Annotated in this window: 15 protein-coding genes, 1 tRNA gene and 2 rRNA genes (1 of these 18 cut by a window edge); 2 read left to right on the top strand and 16 right to left on the bottom strand. The window is 42.9% G+C overall.

What is annotated here, in order from left to right; translation table 11 throughout:
• From LSG31_RS05975 to tadA, 11 genes are all read right to left on the bottom strand, one after another.
• A 23S ribosomal RNA gene (locus LSG31_RS05975) occupies nucleotides 1-546 on the bottom strand (it extends 2,431 nt beyond the left edge of the window).
• A 481-nt stretch (nucleotides 547-1,027) separates the two neighbouring features.
• Nucleotides 1,028-2,571 (bottom strand): 16S ribosomal RNA (locus tag LSG31_RS05970).
• The 16S and 23S rRNA genes sit together here, the layout of an rRNA operon.
• A gap of 204 nt (nucleotides 2,572-2,775) precedes the next feature.
• Nucleotides 2,776-2,976 (bottom strand): sigma factor G inhibitor Gin, encoded by a 201-nt coding sequence (locus LSG31_RS05965; RefSeq protein WP_347438473.1) that lies wholly within the window; start codon nucleotides 2,974-2,976, stop codon nucleotides 2,776-2,778.
• A 294-nt stretch (nucleotides 2,977-3,270) separates the two neighbouring features.
• Nucleotides 3,271-3,546, bottom strand: a complete 276-nt coding sequence (locus LSG31_RS05960; protein ID WP_347438472.1) for a pro-sigmaK processing inhibitor BofA family protein — start codon at nucleotides 3,544-3,546, stop codon at nucleotides 3,271-3,273.
• Between the two features lie 159 nt (nucleotides 3,547-3,705).
• Nucleotides 3,706-4,011 (bottom strand): YaaL family protein, encoded by a 306-nt coding sequence (locus LSG31_RS05955; protein WP_347438471.1) that lies wholly within the window; start codon nucleotides 4,009-4,011, stop codon nucleotides 3,706-3,708.
• 124 nt (nucleotides 4,012-4,135) lie between these two features.
• The gene (gene recR / locus LSG31_RS05950; protein WP_347438470.1) at nucleotides 4,136-4,735 is read right to left on the bottom strand and encodes a recombination mediator RecR; all 600 of its coding nucleotides are present in this window, start codon (nucleotides 4,733-4,735) and stop codon (nucleotides 4,136-4,138) included.
• Between the two features lie 9 nt (nucleotides 4,736-4,744).
• Nucleotides 4,745-5,056 (bottom strand): YbaB/EbfC family nucleoid-associated protein, encoded by a 312-nt coding sequence (locus tag LSG31_RS05945; protein ID WP_347438469.1) that lies wholly within the window; start codon nucleotides 5,054-5,056, stop codon nucleotides 4,745-4,747.
• 5 nt (nucleotides 5,057-5,061) lie between these two features.
• Nucleotides 5,062-6,891 (bottom strand): DNA polymerase III subunit gamma/tau, encoded by a 1,830-nt coding sequence (dnaX, locus tag LSG31_RS05940; protein ID WP_347438468.1) that lies wholly within the window; start codon nucleotides 6,889-6,891, stop codon nucleotides 5,062-5,064.
• An 85-nt stretch (nucleotides 6,892-6,976) separates the two neighbouring features.
• Nucleotides 6,977-8,416 (bottom strand): two-component system sensor histidine kinase NtrB, encoded by a 1,440-nt coding sequence (locus LSG31_RS05935; RefSeq protein WP_347438467.1) that lies wholly within the window; start codon nucleotides 8,414-8,416, stop codon nucleotides 6,977-6,979.
• 213 nt (nucleotides 8,417-8,629) lie between these two features.
• Nucleotides 8,630-8,719 (bottom strand) — tRNA-Ser (locus LSG31_RS05930).
• A gap of 36 nt (nucleotides 8,720-8,755) precedes the next feature.
• Nucleotides 8,756-9,214: a tRNA adenosine(34) deaminase TadA gene (gene tadA / locus LSG31_RS05925; RefSeq protein ID WP_430734248.1), complete on the bottom strand. Its 459-nt coding sequence runs from the start codon at nucleotides 9,212-9,214 to the stop codon at nucleotides 8,756-8,758.
• 277 nt (nucleotides 9,215-9,491) lie between these two features.
• Between tadA and LSG31_RS05920 the strand changes: the two genes are divergently transcribed.
• Complete coding sequence (locus LSG31_RS05920; RefSeq protein WP_347438465.1) at nucleotides 9,492-10,286, top strand: thymidylate synthase; 795 nt, start codon at nucleotides 9,492-9,494, stop codon at nucleotides 10,284-10,286.
• A gap of 213 nt (nucleotides 10,287-10,499) precedes the next feature.
• Here the strand turns inward: LSG31_RS05920 and LSG31_RS05915 are convergent, their stop codons facing one another.
• The 3 genes from LSG31_RS05915 to LSG31_RS05905 form a co-directional block, all read right to left on the bottom strand.
• Nucleotides 10,500-11,780 carry an ammonium transporter gene (locus LSG31_RS05915; RefSeq protein WP_347439450.1) on the bottom strand — a complete coding sequence of 427 codons (1,281 nt, stop codon included), beginning with the start codon at nucleotides 11,778-11,780 and terminating at the stop codon, nucleotides 10,500-10,502.
• A 237-nt stretch (nucleotides 11,781-12,017) separates the two neighbouring features.
• Nucleotides 12,018-12,704 carry a 3'-5' exonuclease gene (locus tag LSG31_RS05910; RefSeq protein WP_347438464.1) on the bottom strand — a complete coding sequence of 229 codons (687 nt, stop codon included), beginning with the start codon at nucleotides 12,702-12,704 and terminating at the stop codon, nucleotides 12,018-12,020.
• 5 nt (nucleotides 12,705-12,709) lie between these two features.
• Nucleotides 12,710-13,735 carry a putative nucleotidyltransferase substrate binding domain-containing protein gene (locus tag LSG31_RS05905; protein ID WP_347438463.1) on the bottom strand — a complete coding sequence of 342 codons (1,026 nt, stop codon included), beginning with the start codon at nucleotides 13,733-13,735 and terminating at the stop codon, nucleotides 12,710-12,712.
• A gap of 218 nt (nucleotides 13,736-13,953) precedes the next feature.
• Between LSG31_RS05905 and glnA the strand changes: the two genes are divergently transcribed.
• Nucleotides 13,954-15,291: a type I glutamate--ammonia ligase gene (glnA, locus tag LSG31_RS05900; protein ID WP_347438462.1), complete on the top strand. Its 1,338-nt coding sequence runs from the start codon at nucleotides 13,954-13,956 to the stop codon at nucleotides 15,289-15,291.
• Nucleotides 15,292-15,350: 59 nt separating this feature from the next.
• On the opposite strand, the gene LSG31_RS05895 is transcribed toward glnA, so the two are convergent.
• Complete coding sequence (locus tag LSG31_RS05895) at nucleotides 15,351-16,079, bottom strand: exonuclease domain-containing protein (protein ID WP_347438461.1); 729 nt, start codon at nucleotides 16,077-16,079, stop codon at nucleotides 15,351-15,353.
• Nucleotides 16,080-16,084: 5 nt separating this feature from the next.
• Nucleotides 16,085-17,131, bottom strand: a complete 1,047-nt coding sequence (locus tag LSG31_RS05890; RefSeq protein ID WP_347438460.1) for a DUF294 nucleotidyltransferase-like domain-containing protein — start codon at nucleotides 17,129-17,131, stop codon at nucleotides 16,085-16,087.
• Nucleotides 17,132-17,827: the final 696 nt, after the last annotated feature.

The raw sequence follows: 17,827 nt of genomic DNA, 5'->3' as shown, positions 1-17,827 counted from the left end.
CACTCCCCTCCCGGGGTGCTTTTCACCTTTCCCTCACGGTACTGGTTCACTATCGGTTGCCAGGGTGTATTTAGCCTTAGGAGGTGGTCCTCCCGGATTCCCACGGGATTTCACGTGTCCCGCGGTACTTGGGGTTCGTCTCGAAGTCCATTTGGTTTCAGATACGGGATTGTCACCCTCTGCGATCGGCCGTTCCAGGCCGTTCTCCTACCCAATGGATTGATAACTTCGTATGAGACGCCCCGCAACCCCGCACATGCAAGCATGTGCGGTTTGGGCTATTCCCCGTTCGCTCGCCGCTACTTAGGGAATCACTGTTGTTTTCTTTTCCTCAGGGTACTTAGATGTTTCAGTTCCCCTGGTGTACCTTTCCGACCCTATGGATTCAGATCGGAATCCTGCGGTATGAACCGCAGGGGGTTGCCCCATTCGGAGATCCCCGGATCAACGCTTGCTTACAGCTCCCCGGGGCGTTTCGGCGTTCGCTCCGTCCTTCATCGGCACCTGGCACCTAGGCATCCACCATGCGCCCTTACTAACTTAACCTAGGCGACTCTACCTATCGGCTTCGAATTGCGTTGTCAGATCTTTCGTTCATCGTTCACATAATTCCATTATGCTCACTTCTTCACGAAATCTCTTCCTAGCACTTCTTGCCGCTAGCGAGTCGCAGCTTGGTGCTGCATGAAACATGCATACCAAAAAATCGTTAAGCGCTCGGGTAAAACATTTGATGAAATTGTGTACTGCTTGCGCAGTTACCACGCATTGTATTCATCCTGTATACGATAGAATTCGCTATCCAGTTTTCAAAGAACATCAAGAACAAAGAACATAAAAAAGCCATTCCATATTCACGCTTCCTTGCGGAAGTAGGAAGTCCATCTTAATACGCTGCATCCAGCGATGCAACCATCAGATGTTTCCAGTTGAGGGAGGTTCCCTCAAAACTAACCAAGTGCAGGGCAATGTCCGTGTAACACAAACATTCTTTTTCGCATCCCCATGAGGGACTTATATTCCTTAGAAAGGAGGTGATCCAGCCGCACCTTCCGATACGGCTACCTTGTTACGACTTCACCCCAATCATCGACCCCACCTTCGGCGGCTGGCCCCTTGCGGTTGCCCCACCGACTTCGGGTGTTGCCAACTCTCGTGGTGTGACGGGCGGTGTGTACAAGGCCCGGGAACGGATTCACCGCGGCATGCTGATCCGCGATTACTAGCAATTCCGGCTTCATGCAGGCGGGTTGCAGCCTGCAATCCGAACTGTGAACGGTTTTCAGGGGTTGGCTCCGCCTTGCGGCTTCGCATCCCGTTGTACCGCCCATTGTAGCACGTGTGTAGCCCAGGTCATAAGGGGCATGATGATTTGACGTCATCCCCGCCTTCCTCCGGCTTGTCGCCGGCAGTCACCTGTGAGTGCCCAACTGAATGCTGGCAACACAGATCAAGGGTTGCGCTCGTTGCGGGACTTAACCCAACATCTCACGACACGAGCTGACGACAACCATGCACCACCTGTCACCGCTGCCCCGAAGGGAAGGTGTATCGCTACACCGGTCAGCGGGATGTCAAGACCTGGTAAGGTTCTTCGCGTTGCTTCGAATTAAACCACATGCTCCACTGCTTGTGCGGGCCCCCGTCAATTCCTTTGAGTTTCAGTCTTGCGACCGTACTCCCCAGGCGGAGTGCTTAATGCGTTAGCTTCGGCACTGGAGGTGGTACCCTCCAACACCTAGCACTCATCGTTTACGGCGTGGACTACCAGGGTATCTAATCCTGTTTGCTCCCCACGCTTTCGCGCCTCAGCGTCAGCAATCGGCCAGTAAGGCGCCTTCGCCACTGGTGTTCCTCCACATCTCTACGCATTTCACCGCTACACGTGGAATTCCCCTTACCTCTCCGACGCTCAAGCACTCCCGTTTCCAAGGCCATCCCAGAGTTGAGCTCTGGACTTTCACCCCAGACGTGAAATGCCGCCTGCGCGCGCTTTACGCCCAGTGATTCCGGACAACGCTTGCCCCCTACGTATTACCGCGGCTGCTGGCACGTAGTTAGCCGGGGCTTCCTCCTCGGATACCGTCAACGCACGGGCATTTCCTCCCGTACGGGTTCGTCTCCGAAGACAGAGTTTTACAACCCGAAGGCCTTCATCACTCACGCGGCGTTGCTCCGTCAGGCTTGCGCCCATTGCGGAAGATTCCCTACTGCTGCCTCCCGTAGGAGTCTGGGCCGTGTCTCAGTCCCAGTGTGGCCGGTCACCCTCTCAGGTCGGCTACGCATCGTCGCCTTGGTGAGCCGTTACCCCACCAACTAGCTAATGCGCCGCGGGCCCATCGAATCGCGGTCCGAACGGACCTTTCCGTCTCCCTTCATGCGAAGAAAGAAACTATCCGGTATTAGCACCCGTTTCCGGGTGTTATCCCAAACGATTCGGCAGGTTGCCCACGTGTTACTCACCCGTCCGCCGCTAACGATGCAAAGCAAGCTTTGCATCGTCCGCGCGACTTGCATGTATTAGGCACGCCGCCAGCGTTCGTCCTGAGCCAGGATCAAACTCTCAAATGAAAGTTTTTACCCTGTCAGAATCATTACTGACTAATGACAGGAGTTACATATATAACTCCCTGCACTTGTTTAGTTTTCAAAGAACCTCGTTTGTTAAAGCCGCATCAGCGACCGCTTAGATAATATAACAAATATAATTATAGATGTCAAACATAAATTTTTAAAAAATAACACTATATAGATATAAATGTTTCCGAAATAAAACTAGGAAGTTGCCTCTAACCAAATCTTTTTTAACTTCTGTATATAATAATAGTATTTTTCATCTGAAACTTCTGTTTTAACAATATTTCTTTCACAAACATCACAAATAAACTGCCCCCAAATATGAATTCCTGCTGAACGACGAACATTACAAACAATGCATACGTCCTCATTCAAATTCTGTTGAAGTGGTTTTTGCATGCAATATCACCTATCGCTTTCATACTTTATATTTCTATCAACTAGTATAGGTACACTTAGCGATTTTTAAACCCGACCAATTATTTCTCTCAGAAACCTTTCGTGTTACCCCTCAACGAAATCTTATGTTGGGAAATGTCCATCTCCAGTTACAAGCGATTGTATATACAACATATGACACATATGGTTGTCAATGTGTTTCTTTGACAATAAAAAAACACACCCAACGGCGTGTATAGAAAACCATATGAAAAATTCAAATATACGTTCAGTTATTATTCAGCGAATGCTGGACTATATGCTAGCTAGAAACCACATTTTAATAACAACTAATGCAATCAACCCCGGAATGCCAAGTACCCCAGCCACAGCAGCAGTTATCCAATTGAATCCTATGTGCAAGTGGAAATTCTGCCCTAACAGATTAATGATATAAATTCCCGCACAACCGATCAAGGCGCTTCGAACAAAAAAGCCAATGACTTTCATTGGATTTTGAAAAAGTTGAGAAACGAAAAATAAAACCATTGCAACTCCAACTACACTTAGGATAATTTGCCAAAGATTCATACTGCACCTCCCTTGTCCCATCTTTATGTATTTTATTCACCATTTTGAAAAACAAGAACAAAACCTTCCTCCCTTGCGGCTTGCATTTGCCATAGAAACTCCAAATTTATTCGCGCACAATAAAAAAAGGCTCGCGGCAACGTCCACGAGGCCTTTTTTTTATATTTCGACTTGAATTCCTAATTTTCTCGCCAGCTTAATAAAATAGTTGTATTTTTTTTCGGCTGACTCTAACATTACAATACCATAATCGATTAACTCCGGTTCAATCGCATGATCAAACAAGTTCTGCGCTTGAACCCATTCCTTCTTTGCCTGCTTTAAGTTTTGCAAAAGTTGTTCACGTTCATCGATTTTTTGCAGCTCTTTACGATCAAATTCAGACTCTAAGGAAGCTGCTATTTGATTTGAACCATAAGAAATTTTGCACTTGTCAAGTAAATGTTCCTTCCAACGACCTGTCATGTTCCTCTAGTCCCCCCATCTGTTTTGCTGAGTTACTAGAGTATAGACACGCAGGATTTAAAATATGACAAATAATTTCTAAATCAACCGGTTCAAACACAAAATTTAGCTTTTGCGATTCCTTTTACAATTCCCTGCGACCTTCCAATGCTTTAGACAAAGTCACTTCATCCGCATATTCCAAATCTGCGCCGACCGGCAATCCATGCGCAATACGCGTTACTTTTAATTGGAAAGGACGCAACAGGCGAGATAGATACATCGCGGTAGCTTCCCCTTCAACAGTCGGATTCGTCGCAAGAATCACTTCTTGCACTTCTTCATCCGCAACTCTTTTTAAAAGTTCCGTAATTCGAATATCCTCCGGTCCTATCCCTTCCATCGGCGATAATGCTCCATGCAACACATGATACATTCCGTTAAACTCCCGCGTCCTTTCCATTGCAGCTACATCTTTAGGTTCCTGAACAACGCAAATCACCGACCGTTGTCGCATCGTATCCTGGCAAAATCGGCAAGGATTCACATCGGTGATATTGCAACACACGGAACAATGGGATAAATGGCGCTTGGCATTGACAAGTGCCTTGGCAATTTCCAGAACATCCTCTTCTTTCATATTTAAAACGTGAAACGCCAATCGTTGAGCAGTTTTTGGACCGATACCGGGAAGTCGCATAAATCCATCAATAAGATTTGTTATCGGTTCAGGATAATGTAGCATTCCATCACCTTAAAATAAGCCCGGGATATTCAAGCCACGAGTATATTTCCCCATTTCTCCAGCTACGAGGTCATCCACTTTTTTCAAAGCATCATTCACTGCAGCCAATACGAGGTCTTGCAACATCTCCACATCGTCAGGGTCGACAGCCTCAGGTTTAATCGTTACGGATTGCAAATTTTTATGTCCATTCGCAACAACTGTCACTGCCCCGCCACCCGCAGAACCTTCCACCATTTTTTCACTTAACGCTTCTTGTGCTTTTACCATCTCTTCTTGCATTTTTTTTGCTTGCTTCATTAGTTGATTCATATTTTTCATCTGTGTTAAATCTCCTCTTGTTCTATAATTAAAACATTTTCATGACCAAATAATTCTTTTGTCTTCTCAATCCATTCAGGCTCCTTTGAAGGATCTGACACAGTGTGAGACCGTTGATCGGCATGACCGGCAAAAAAATCTTCCTCACGTTCTGATGAGACTGCTTCCGTTTTTACACTTGTCTGTATTTTTTGTTGGAGTTGCTTCCACTCTCCTTGAGAGAGAGCAACCAACTCCAATTGTGTATTTGCTGCCTGTGTTAATACCTCATCAATGACCGATTTGTTAATCGTCTTCATGACCGTTTCCCGATGAATTTGGTTTTTAAAGGCCGCCAATAGTTGATGTCCAGCTACTGCAACAGGTTCTCCATCCAACAGCCATGCTTGTGCCGTAATTTTGCGACGTTTTACTTCTTCAAGAATTTGCGGCCACTGATTGCGAATCGATTGAAAAAGAGTGGGATTCCATTGTTCCGAATCAACCATTCTCGCATGTGTTCCAGAAGAAGAAATCTCTTGTGAAGTGCCTGACGGAGAATGGATCGCACCTGGAACTCTTTGCTTTACCGGCTTTTTTATTGATCCAGGCGGTGTTTCTGATTGATTTGTTTTTTGCACTTTGGTCAAAGATGGCGTAACTTGTTCCTGTAGCGGCAGCGACTGTATCAATTGCTGATTTTTTTGATTGAATTCTTCAATTTTTCGCTCAAGCAATTGGATCCGCTCCCAAATGTCTTGCCGAGCATGAATCTGACGCTGAGCCAATCGTACAATTGTCACTTCCGCCATCAACCGAGGATTCGTATTCCATTTTAAATCTGATTGCAGTGCTGTCAATTGCTCCATCAAAAAACTGATATCAGCTACATTGCTTATCTTGTCAAATTCAGAAAATGCTGGATCATACTCGATTCTTTCCTGAATATCAGGTAAATCAGGAACGGTTTTGAGCATCAAAACATCTCTCGTTACTTGCAACAATTCATGAATACATTGGGAAGGATCTTTCCCGGATTGCAGGATATTCGAAAACTCTTGTACTGCTTTTGCAGTATCTCCTTTTACAATCGATTCGAACAAAGTGTAAATAACTTCAGTTCGAATCGATCCAAGCAAAGAATGAACAGCATCTATCGTAATCATTTGTTGATCAAACGAGATTACTTGGTCAAACAAACTTAAAGCATCACGCATGCCTCCATCAGCCATGCGCGCGATCAGCCAATATACTTGTTCCTCTACTTGTACATGTTTATCCAAAGCAACCTGTTTTAATCGCTCCACAATATCTTTTGTGCCAATCCGGCGAAAATCAAACCTTTGGCAGCGGGAAAGTATGGTTGCGGGCAGTTTATGAGGTTCCGTAGTCGCCAAGATAAATATGACATGGCGAGGTGGCTCTTCCAGCGTTTTCAAAAGAGCGTTAAACGCCTCTGTCGTTAACATATGAACTTCATCTATAATATACACCTTATACCGAACTTCTGTCGGTGCATATTTTACTTGTTCCCGTAAATCGCGAATCTCTTCGATTCCCCGATTTGATGCGGCGTCGATTTCTACCACGTCCATAATTGAACCATCTGTGATTCCGCGACAAGCCGGACACGAATTACATGGTTCAATCGCAGGTCCATGCTCACAATTAATTGCTTTTGCAAAAATTTTAGCAGTACTTGTTTTACCAGTACCGCGAGGGCCTGAGAACAAGTATGCATGGGCAAGACGCTGATAGCGGATCGCATTTTGCAAAGTAGTCTTTATATGTGCTTGTCCCACCATATCTGCAAAGGTTTGCGGTCTCCACTCGCGATACAATGCAACGTACGACAACGGTTACCCCTTCTCTCATGTTCCTTCTGTGATGTAAGGGTAACATAAGTTCAATAAAACGACAATTCATGAAAACGGAGCTGTCTTATTCCTCATTTGCCGGTTTTTCAATTGGCAAAATAACGGAAAACGTCGTGCCAAATCCTTTATTCCCTACTCGAATCGATCCACCTAAATCATTCACAATTTTTTGGCAAAGTGATAATCCCAATCCTGTACCCATTTCTTTGGTGGTGAAAAACGCGTCAAAAATCCGATCAATCATATAATGGGGAATTCCAACACCTGTATCGCGAAAATCAATGCGAACCAGTTGCTCTGCTACATCAAAGCATGTTTCAACAGTGAGCGTTCCACCATTCGGCATTGCCTCAATTGCATTTTTCATCAAATTAAGAAATACTTGCTTCAACATTTCCGTACCTGCAAATACATTCGGAACAGATAATAATCGGAAATCAAGTTTTATATTATATAAATGCGCTTCCGATTGAATAATAGGTTTTAACTCCAGTATGACTTCTATAATATCAATTGGTTGAAATTTTACGTTTTTTGGTTTAGATAGAAGCAATAATTCACTTACAAGACCATTGATCCGTTCAATCTCTGTTAACATAACACCTGTATACGACTGATATTTGCTCAATCCGCTTTTTTGCATATCATCGTTCATAATTTGCAAAAATCCCTTAATAGACGTTAATGGATTGCGAATCTCATGAGCGATTCCTGCTGCGATTTTACCAATAGTAGCCAATTTTTCATTGCGTTGAATTTTTTGCTCCATCGAGACAAAGTTTCCAATATCCTTAAATAAAATGCAGATACTTTTCTTATTAGGAAAAGAATCTTCAATAAAATAAGAGTCAATTAGAATATGATGAAGTACTCCATTTCTTTCCCAATTGGTCAAAAAATTTCGATACGGCTGTTTCGCAATTATGATTTTTTGTATAATCGCGTACTCTTCCCTGAATTCAGGAAGCAAAGTTGTCCATACTACTGTTTTATTTTCCATTAAATCAAGATCAATATCCAATAAATCTGCTGCCACTGGATTCAAATAGGTTACGTTACCACATGAATCCAAACATAGAATTCCCATATTTAAATCTTGAAAAATCCGTGTTTTCATATCGAGCATACTATCGCTTTTATCAGCTTCGACACTCTCCAAAGGTTCATGTACGATATATTGGTAACCTGTTAATTTTTCTTTGCGATCACGTATCTCGACTCCACATAGATGGTATATTCCTTCATCTGTTCGCAGTTCTGCCGGGCGGCATGCATGGCCATTTAATTGAAATACTAAACAATCCCTATGACATGTCTGATTCGATGGCAAGATAGAGAGAAAACGGTTCCGTTTAAAGGAATCTTTTGCATCTTCTATAATTCGGGAGAACTGCTGATAAAACATTTGATTCCATTCAGTAATGACACCTTTTAAATCAGTTCGAAATACTGGAAAGGAAATCTGATCCAAATGAATCTCCTGAACTGAAAGACCCTCTTTCACATCGCCACCTCCTATTTTTCACCTTACAACGAACCGCCTTACCGTAAAATTGTGAAACTATTAATGTCGATATCCTTCTCAATCGAAGTAATTTTAACTTCTATATGCGCTTTCAATTTCCTCTTTTTTATCCAAATATAGCCATATAAATAATAAAGCCTTGCATTTTGATACTAATGAGTATCTAAAAAATACAAGGCCTTCAAAACGATTTGGCGGAGAGAGTGGGATTCGAACCCACGAGCCCCTTGCGAGGCTACTCGCTTTCGAGGCGAGCTCTTTCGACCACTCAGACATCTCTCCATAAATAAAGAAAGAAGTTATATGTGTATACAACAATTAACAATTTTTTCGACGAAGATTTCTAAAAAATTCTTGTAATATCATACCACATTCTTCTGCCAAAACACCACTGGTAACTTTCGGCCGATGGTTTAGCAAAGAAGAATCAAGGACTGAAAAAATAGAACCACATGCACCTGCTTTCGGATCCGTTGCACCAAATACAATTGCATCAAAACGCGCGAGGACAATTGCTCCGGCACACATGACACAAGGTTCTAATGTAACATACAGCGTGCAGCCAGTTAATCGCCATCCTCCCAAAGATCTGCTTGCATTACGGATGGCCAATATTTCCGCATGAGCCGTAGGATCCCGCCAAGTTTCCCGCATATTATGCCCACGCCCAACGACTTCTCCATCGTAATACACAACTGCACCAATTGGAACCTCACCATAAGAACGTGCAATTTCAGCTTCCTTTAGTGCTTCCTGCATCCGTTCTTCATGGTTCATTGTCATCACCTCCTTGCACACATGCGAATACCCTTTATTTTGCGTTTTAATGCTATCATCCTAATTTCCCTGAGTCAAGAACAGCCCTTCAACATTCGTTTGCAATAAAGTGTACAATCATGCGTTACATCTATTGCCAAATATCCGAAACGTATTTTAAAAGGTTCTTATGTCTTCAGTTGCTTTATTTTGATAAAATGTGAGTAACAATACAACGGTTCATGTTTGGCCTAATTTTCGGATAAAAGTTTACTTAAGAATTCTTTGGAGGTACAGAATGATACAATATAAAGAATTATGTCAACATATATTAGAAAACGGCACAGAGAAAGAAGACCGTACAGGAACAGGCACGATCTCTATTTTTGGTTACCAAATGCGCTTTAATCTTCAAGAAGGATTTCCTTTGCTCACAACCAAAAGACTTCCGTTTCGTGTGATTGCACATGAACTGTTTTGGTTTTTGCGCGGCGATACCAATATTCAATATCTAAAAGACAATAAAGTGACAATTTGGGATGAATGGGCAGATGAAAACGGGGAATTAGGCCCTGTATACGGCAAGCAGTGGCGTTCTTGGGAAAAGCCGGACGGCACAACCATCGATCAAATCGCCAATGTAATCAATCAAATTAAAACAAATCCTGACTCCCGCCGTTTATTAGTCGTCGCATACAATCCTGCAGATGTTGATCAAATGGCGCTGCCTCCTTGCCATGCTTTTTTTCAATTTTATGTTGCCAATGGCAAACTTAGCTGCCAATTGTATCAACGCTCAGCCGATGTATTTTTAGGCGTTCCTTTTAATATTGCATCGTATGCGTTGCTGACACATATGGTGGCACATGTCTGCAGGCTTGAGCCTTTTGAATTTATCCATACATTAGGTGATGCCCACATCTATCTTAATCACATCGAACAAGTAAAATTACAATTAACACGTAAGGAAAAAAATCTGCCGAAGCTGCACATAAAACGAAACGCAAACGATATTTTTGACTTTGGAATAGAAGATTTCGAAATGGTTGGATATGATCCACACCCTCATATCGCTGGAGAAGTATCTGTTTGAATCGCTCTTTGTTATTATCTCAAATTACACACAAATCAATTTTGTGTATGATTCCTGAAATGCGTCCAATAAAAAGGCCCCAAAGAAACACTCATCCACGGAAAGTGATATGAGCGTTTCTTTGGAGCGATCACAGAATTCATTCATTTAGGGAAAGACAACTATACTTATTGGAGCAATACACTTTTGAATGATACGTTCTTGCGAGTCGTATTACACTTTCAAAGCACTGGAATGATTCATCATTTTAGGAAGCTCATCAGCAGAGAGTTGTTCCGGATACGCAGATTCGTTGTGAAGCACATGGTCGAGACCCATAAGTTCTTCTTCTTTTGTCACCCGGAATCCCATAACCAAATCGATTACTTTGATCAGGATAAATGTACCGATTCCAGAGAACAGCCATGACGCAACGACACCAATGAGTTGCAGCAGCAACTGATGCGGATTGCCATGGATCAAACCGTTCGCTCCAGCTGAGTTCACCATAGTGGTAGCAAATATACCTGTAGCAAGCGCACCCCATGTTCCACCGATCCCATGACCGCCAAATGCGTCAAGGGCGTCATCATATCCGAGCTTTTCCTTCATAAATGTCGATGCGAAGAAACAGATAATTCCACCAACAAATCCTAGTACGATCGATGCGCCTGGTGTTACAAAACCGGCCGCTGGCGTAATGGCTACAAGTCCGGCAACTGCACCGGCACACATCCCGCCAAGCGTTACATGACCTGTACGCAATTTTTCAATAAGCATCCAACCGATTGCAGAAGCTGCTGTCGCTGTATTGGTTGTAATAAACGCGGAAGCAGAGAGGGCATTAGCACCCAATGCACTTCCGGCATTGAATCCGAACCAACCGAACCACAACAACGCTGTACCAAGCAGCACAAATGGAACATTGTGTGCGCGAATCGACTTTGTGCCATGTTCGGCACGTTTCCCGAGGTAAATGGCAGCAACCAAACCGGCTACCCCTGAACTGATGTGGACAACTGTACCGCCCGCAAAATCCAATACGCCCAAGTTATGCAGCCAACCATTCGCTCCCCACACCCAATGTGCCAAAGGATCGTAAATAACCGTTGCCCAGAGTGTAATGAAAACCAGGAATGATGAAAACTTCACACGCTCTGCAAGCCCACCAACGATAAGAGCAGGTGTAATAATTGCGAACATCATTTGATAAATGGAGAACACCAAATGCGGGATTGTCGGTGCGTAGTCTGCGTCCGGCGTCTCACCGACACCCTTTAGCATACTCCATTGTAAACCGCCGATAACATGATGGAAATCAGGCCCAAAGGATAAACTGTATCCAAATAATACCCACTGAACGGAAACAATTAAAATAACTGCACAAACTTGCAACATAGTAGTGATAACATTTTTCTTTCGAACAAGCCCCCCGTAGAAAAACGCCAATCCAGGTGTCATCAACATTACCAGTGCGGATGATACAAGCAGCCAAGCTGTATCACCGGTATCCACTTTCGGCTGATCTGTAGCGGCAAATACGATGTTAGGCAGAGCTAGTAACGCCACAAGACTCATGTAAGCTATACTCACTTTCCGTAATAAACCTTTCAACATAATGCGCCTCCCTTCGTTCTATAGTTAATACTATAACCATTTCCGAAAGGAACGTCAACAGTTAATGTAAACATTTTTAACACGTAATGTAAGTTAAAATATGGAATGGAGATTGCTTTAAGATTGAAAACAAAATCAACCCCATCCATGGGAGATTGACCATTCAATAACTTCCCCTATCGTCTCGAGACCAAGGGACCTGCACATAGCCATTTCTTTCTTCCATACTTCTGCTGTCATCATGATATCAGCATCGGCCCGATGGCGATTTTTTACTGGCACATCCAGCCATTCACACACTCGATCCAATGTCGGTGCATCTGGCAGCTTGCACAATGCCTGTGCAACAATCGCAGTATCTATGGCGATCGGACGCAAATGCATTTTCCAAAAATGTTTGGCGTGGCGCTGAATAAATGACATTTCATGGCGGATATGATGTGCAATCCAAACCCGGTCACTCGACAACTCCAAAGCCCGAAATAAAACGTCCCGCCATTCTTCTCCCTGTTGTATTTGAGCAGGAGATAAACCCGTCAATTGCCAAATGTTGTCCGATATCATGTCGACTTGGTCATGCCGGACAATGCTGTATTGCAGGGGATCGAGTGTTGTATCGCATCCATGCATGCATCCCCCGGCAAGTGATAATACACAATCTTTTGTAGCAGAAAATCCGCTTGTCTCGATATCGATTACAAAATACTCCGCTTCTGACAACGGCATTTCCCAGATTGTTACACTTTTGTCTTCATGCGCGAGTTCCCGCTGCCTCGCAAGCAAATCTTGTTCTGTTCGTCCCGTATTCCAAAACCATTTCACCAAAGTCACCTCGGTTTTCGAAACTGTCGGTGTGTCCAGCGTTCCAATAGCTTTGCAGTCTCTAAATGTGTCATCAATTCATCTCGGGCGTTTTTCGTATATTCCGAGACAACCACAACATCCGTAACAGGCTGATTTTGGCAAAGTTCTTTTACTTGTACCTGTAAGCGCACTTTCCACCCGTAAAGCAGTGCTTCCTCAATCATTATTTTCCAATTATTAGGGAGTATCCCTTGTTGATTAAGAAACTCATTACGCTTCCAGGTGGAAGTCTCATAAAAGCCGTTTGCAACCGCAAGCAACCGCAGCGAATGGATGATTGGATTCAATAATCCTTCTTTTATATTGAAAATCTCCCGCTGCTCTTCGCGTTTGCTCTTCAGTCGACGAAATACACTGATCGCCACAGAGCGATGAATGCCAAGGTGCGCCATCTCCCAACAGATGAAGGCCGATTGGCGGATACCGTTTAATACCCCTTGCAAAATCTCCAGCCATCCTGGTACGTATCCATCCAGCGGCCGGGCATCTGCAATCATAAACAAATAACGGGCATGATCCCAATCCGGGAACTCAAAATATCGTTTGATCCGATCCTTCCATTCTGTCGGAGAACCGATCCAGCGTGTATTCGTGCTCATCACAAATCCCTGACATGGCGGGCAGCCAAGTTCATTCATGATACGTATAAACGCATACAAATACTGCTGCAGATCTTCCAATCGAACATCTTCCCTCAGTAATACCGCATGGTCCAAATCACTGTAAAGAAGATCTTCTCCACGCCCGCCGGAACCGAAAAGAATGTAATGCGCATCTTCTCTGAAGTTACTAGGCACCGTTGCTTTCCATGCTTTATTTAACAACTCCTCACGCAATTCCCGAAATGCAATCATCCAATCGCGTATATCTCCGTCCTCTTCCAGCCAATCCCTTGTTTTCAATATCACATCCTGCCACCATTGCGCCCGTTTCACTGTCGCATTGTGATCTAAAATCCATTCCGAATCAATCATTGGAAATTCGATCATAAAGCCTCTCCATTCCTGTAAGAGTAGAATCTTTAAAATTTGATTGTCATATCTGCTGGGTTGTATAAAGTGGGCGTTTTTTCATTTTCATATCATAAGATGTAATGCAGACAAATGTAAAAGCTTATATAATGTTAATGTAAACTTTTCTAACACGAAATTCAATAAATCGTTTATAATTTATTAAAATTAACTCTCCCTTGCGAGGAGGTTTTCGTATGAATCAAATCTATACCAAGGAAGATATTATAAGAATTGCACATGAAGAAGGGGTACGGTATATTCGCCTGCAATTTACAGATCTTCTCGGAACGCTAAAAAATGTTGAAATCCCATTACATCAACTTGAAAAAGCTTTGGATAACGAATTGTTGTTTGATGGCTCATCGATTGAAGGTTATGTCCGCGTACAAGAATCAGATATGTATTTACATCCGGACCTGAACACTTGGTTGATATTTCCATGGAGCACACAAGAAAACAAAGTCGCACGCCTTATTTGTGACGTATGTATGCCAAATGGTACTACGTTTGCCGGGGATCCGCGCGGTATTTTAAAGCGGGTTCTAAAAAAAGCGAATACTATGGGATTTTCCTCTCTTAAAGTAAGAATCGAACCGGAATTTTTTCTGCTAAAGTTGGACAAAAACAATCAACCCACAACACAGCCTAACGATGAAGGCGGGTATTTTGACATGGCACCGATCGATCTAGGGGAAAACTGCCGTCGGGAAATCGCGCTAATCTTGCAGGCAATGGGGATTGAAATTGAAACATCGCACCATGAAGCCGCACCCGGACAACATGAGATCGATTTGAAATTTGCGGATGCCGTTGAAACGGCTGACAATCTTATGACTTTTAAATTAGTGGTAAAAACGATCAGCCGCCATTATGGGCTGCATGCTACATTTATGCCTAAACCTTTTTTCGGTATGGAAGGTTCGGGAATGCATTTTCATCACGCACTTTTCTCCGGCCATCAAAATGTTTTCTATAATGAAAAAAATCCGTTGAATCTGAGCGAAATTGCCTGCTATTACGCATCTGGGATTCTGGCTCATGCGAGAGCCATCACCGCAGTTACGAATCCCCTTGTCAACAGCTATAAGCGTCTGGTTCCTGGATATGAAGCTCCTGTTTACGCTGCATGGTCATCCAAAATCAGCAGCCATCTTATCAGAGTATCTGTTGCACAGGAATTCAACACAAGCATTGAAGTTCGCTCACCAGATCCTTCCTGTAATCCGTATTTAGCCATTGCTGTTATGTTAATGGCCGGCTTGGATGGGATTGAGAACAAAGCAAAATTACCGCTTCCCATAAACAAGAACATTCATGGGATTACAGAAGAAGAACTGTTGCGATTGGAGGTTTTGCAACTTCCACTGAATTTGGAAGAAGCTTTAGAAGCATTGGATGAAGATGAAATCATCCAGGCGGCGCTTGGCGAGCATGCCTATACCAACTATGTGAAAGCAAAATCAATGGAATGGGATCTATACCGCAAGATTGTTCACCAATGGGAGTTGAAGCAATACTTATACTCCTTTTAGAACTTCCTATTAGAATTAAACTTGGTCTCGTGATCCTAAAGGAGAACGAGATTTTTTACTTATTGCATGATGATGGCTTCAAATAAATCCCCAACCGTATGAATTTGTTTTTGCTGAAGATGCTGCAACATATGATTCCATACTTTTGCAGTCATTTGTGCATCAGACAATGCATGATGACGATTTTCGATCGGGACTTTAAAATATGTTAACATATCTTCCAGAGTAGCCGTTTGCCTATCGGGAAACAAAATCCTTCCTACGCGTTCAGTATCAACCACTTGAATGTCCAATTCCGTTTTCCAACATTGACGGCTAGCCATATTAATAAACCTTACATCATGTTTTGCATAATGAGCAACCCAAATGCTATCTCCGACAAAATTTAAAAAATCCCTTAAGACATTGCTGACAAACGGTGCCTGTGCAATATCACTGCGCTTGATTTGTGAACTCAAGAGCAATTCTTCTGCAATGGATATATGCTCAGGAATACGAATCAAAGAATAAAAGGTATCTTGCACCTCACCGATTCCAGTCACCTTTACACCGCCGATGGAGAACATATAATCCTGCTTGGGATTAAACCCTGTCGTTTCTGTGTCAAATACTGCGTACGTGGATTCTAACAAGGATTGCGTCCAAATGTTCTGAAGTTGGTGTTCCCGCATCATTTGCCGGAATGCAGCTTCTGACTGAAATGTTTCCATATGATAAAAAGATGAAGCCGATTCCCCATGTTTTGACCCGAATAACCGTTGAAAAAAACCTGATCGTCTCCCATCCATCTCGTTCACCTAGGCTTCCGAAAATGAGAGCTTGTCAGTTTTTGCAGTTGCTTCGCTGTCAACAACGCTTGCTGCACACGATCTTTCCATGTATGCTCCGGGTTTTCTAGGTCTACATATAAATCCTCATCCGTCACAAACGACAATGTAGGTTGTTCCTTCGCTATTTGCAATTGTCGTACAATTCTCAAATTGTAGCACAAATCTAAGGTTCGTTTTACATTTTGATAAAGCTCCCGGTCCCAAACGCCCCGTTCAAATAATAGTCGAGAGCGTTCCCATGAAGAATAGGCATCGAATCCAAAAGCAAGCGACCATAAACGGATCATATTGATGACAGGTAAATACAACCCTTCTTTCAAAGGAAACCATCCTCGATATGGCCCGCCGGAGATATATCGAATATTCCCTAATACATTCAAAGCGATCGATTGTGACCAGCTATGATTCGCAACTAACCAATGCAAAAATTTTGCATGTGGAATTCGATCCAGCATATACGTACGAATCTGTTCTACATTTGGCTGATGATTTGTTAAACTGCGCATATCAGCCATAATCATAAGAAAGCGGGCATTATCCCAATCCGGATATGCCAAATAATGATCAATTCTCGCGAAAAACTCCTCCACTGTGCCATTCCACCTTGGATTTACAGCCATGACAAAACCGGAACACGGAGCATACCCGGCTAACTCCAATTGCTTTGCCATTCTCTCCATAAGACTTCGATACATTGGTAAAGTTTCGTGGGAATTTGTATTGGTGTTGAATGAAGGAAATATCGCACCATTGTCTTGATCTGTAAACAATGTTGCTTCACGTCTGCCTCCGCTTCCAAATAATACCCACTCCATCTGTAGGGAATTTCCTTGCTTTACGAATTCCCATAGACGCACGATACATGCATTATGAATGCAGGAAATCTCATCAGCGAAATGCTCCATTTCGACATGATTCAATGTTTTAATAAGATCCTGAAAAAATTGTTCCCGTTTTTCCTTGATCTCATCAACTGACGTTACAGATGCAAAAGATTCCCTCCAATTCATGCAATACGCTCCTGTCGGAATTTTATTTATTTATACCATTTAAAGCATATATTTAAACATCTGGCAAGAAACTCATAAAGAAAAAGCAGGTCGATTCTCCAGGATGGAAGATCGATCTGCTGCAAGACAAACGTCTATAAATTATTTATGTGAACTTTTCATTGGTCTCCATTTGCCAGAGCCCATATGATTTAAAGCACCATACGTTACAAGAAGGAGAAAACCCCAACCAAAAATTTCAAATATAGCAACTAGAACTCGAACAACCGCTGTATGTGGCGTCAACGATATGATAAAAGCGATTAAAAAAGCAACCAATGAAATAAACATTGACCTTCTCCAAGCAAGCCGGTTTAGTGCCCGAAACTGAATATACGCACATACGAAGAAGATAATGACTCCAATTGTAAACATCAATTTCATCGCCCCCTATACAAGTCGTTTTCAACCACTTTCATATTAAAGTGAGAGTTCAAAAAGTGGTTAAGTAAGACACAAGGAGTGCGAAGTCGAAGCACGAAAAGCCGACGGAGTGTACGTGTTTGGTACATGAGTAAGGCTTTTTGGGATTCGGCAAAGCAATCCGCCGTGGAGTTTTACTACTTTTTGAACATTCTCTTAAAAACAAATTTCGACAAGAATTGATAAATTCCTTTGTAAATTCACAATGACAAAATCAAAAATCCCCTTGCCAGT

This window comes from Fodinisporobacter ferrooxydans (assembly GCF_022818495.1).
Lineage (GTDB): Bacteria > Bacillota > Bacilli > Tumebacillales > MYW30-H2 > Fodinisporobacter > Fodinisporobacter ferrooxydans.
The sequence above is the reverse complement of the archived record's forward strand: the minus strand, read 5'-3'. Positions and strand labels throughout refer to the sequence as shown.

Excerpts from the sequence above, each read along its gene's own strand:
- LSG31_RS05905 (WP_347438463.1), bottom strand. The coding sequence starts at position 13,735 with ATGATCGAATTTCCAATGATTGATTCGGAATGGATTTTAGATCACAAT.
- recR (WP_347438470.1), bottom strand. The coding sequence starts at position 4,735 with ATGCTACATTATCCTGAACCGATAACAAATCTTATTGATGGATTTATG.
- LSG31_RS05945 (WP_347438469.1), bottom strand. The coding sequence starts at position 5,056 with ATGAAAAATATGAATCAACTAATGAAGCAAGCAAAAAAAATGCAAGAA.
- glnA (WP_347438462.1), top strand. The coding sequence starts at position 13,954 with ATGAATCAAATCTATACCAAGGAAGATATTATAAGAATTGCACATGAA.
- LSG31_RS05955 (WP_347438471.1), bottom strand. The coding sequence starts at position 4,011 with ATGACAGGTCGTTGGAAGGAACATTTACTTGACAAGTGCAAAATTTCT.
- LSG31_RS05965 (WP_347438473.1), bottom strand. The coding sequence starts at position 2,976 with ATGCAAAAACCACTTCAACAGAATTTGAATGAGGACGTATGCATTGTT.
- tadA (WP_430734248.1), bottom strand. The coding sequence starts at position 9,214 with ATGAACCATGAAGAACGGATGCAGGAAGCACTAAAGGAAGCTGAAATT.
- LSG31_RS05960 (WP_347438472.1), bottom strand. The coding sequence starts at position 3,546 with ATGAATCTTTGGCAAATTATCCTAAGTGTAGTTGGAGTTGCAATGGTT.
- LSG31_RS05895 (WP_347438461.1), bottom strand. The coding sequence starts at position 16,079 with ATGGATGGGAGACGATCAGGTTTTTTTCAACGGTTATTCGGGTCAAAA.
- LSG31_RS05890 (WP_347438460.1), bottom strand. The coding sequence starts at position 17,131 with ATGAATTGGAGGGAATCTTTTGCATCTGTAACGTCAGTTGATGAGATC.
- LSG31_RS05920 (WP_347438465.1), top strand. The coding sequence starts at position 9,492 with ATGATACAATATAAAGAATTATGTCAACATATATTAGAAAACGGCACA.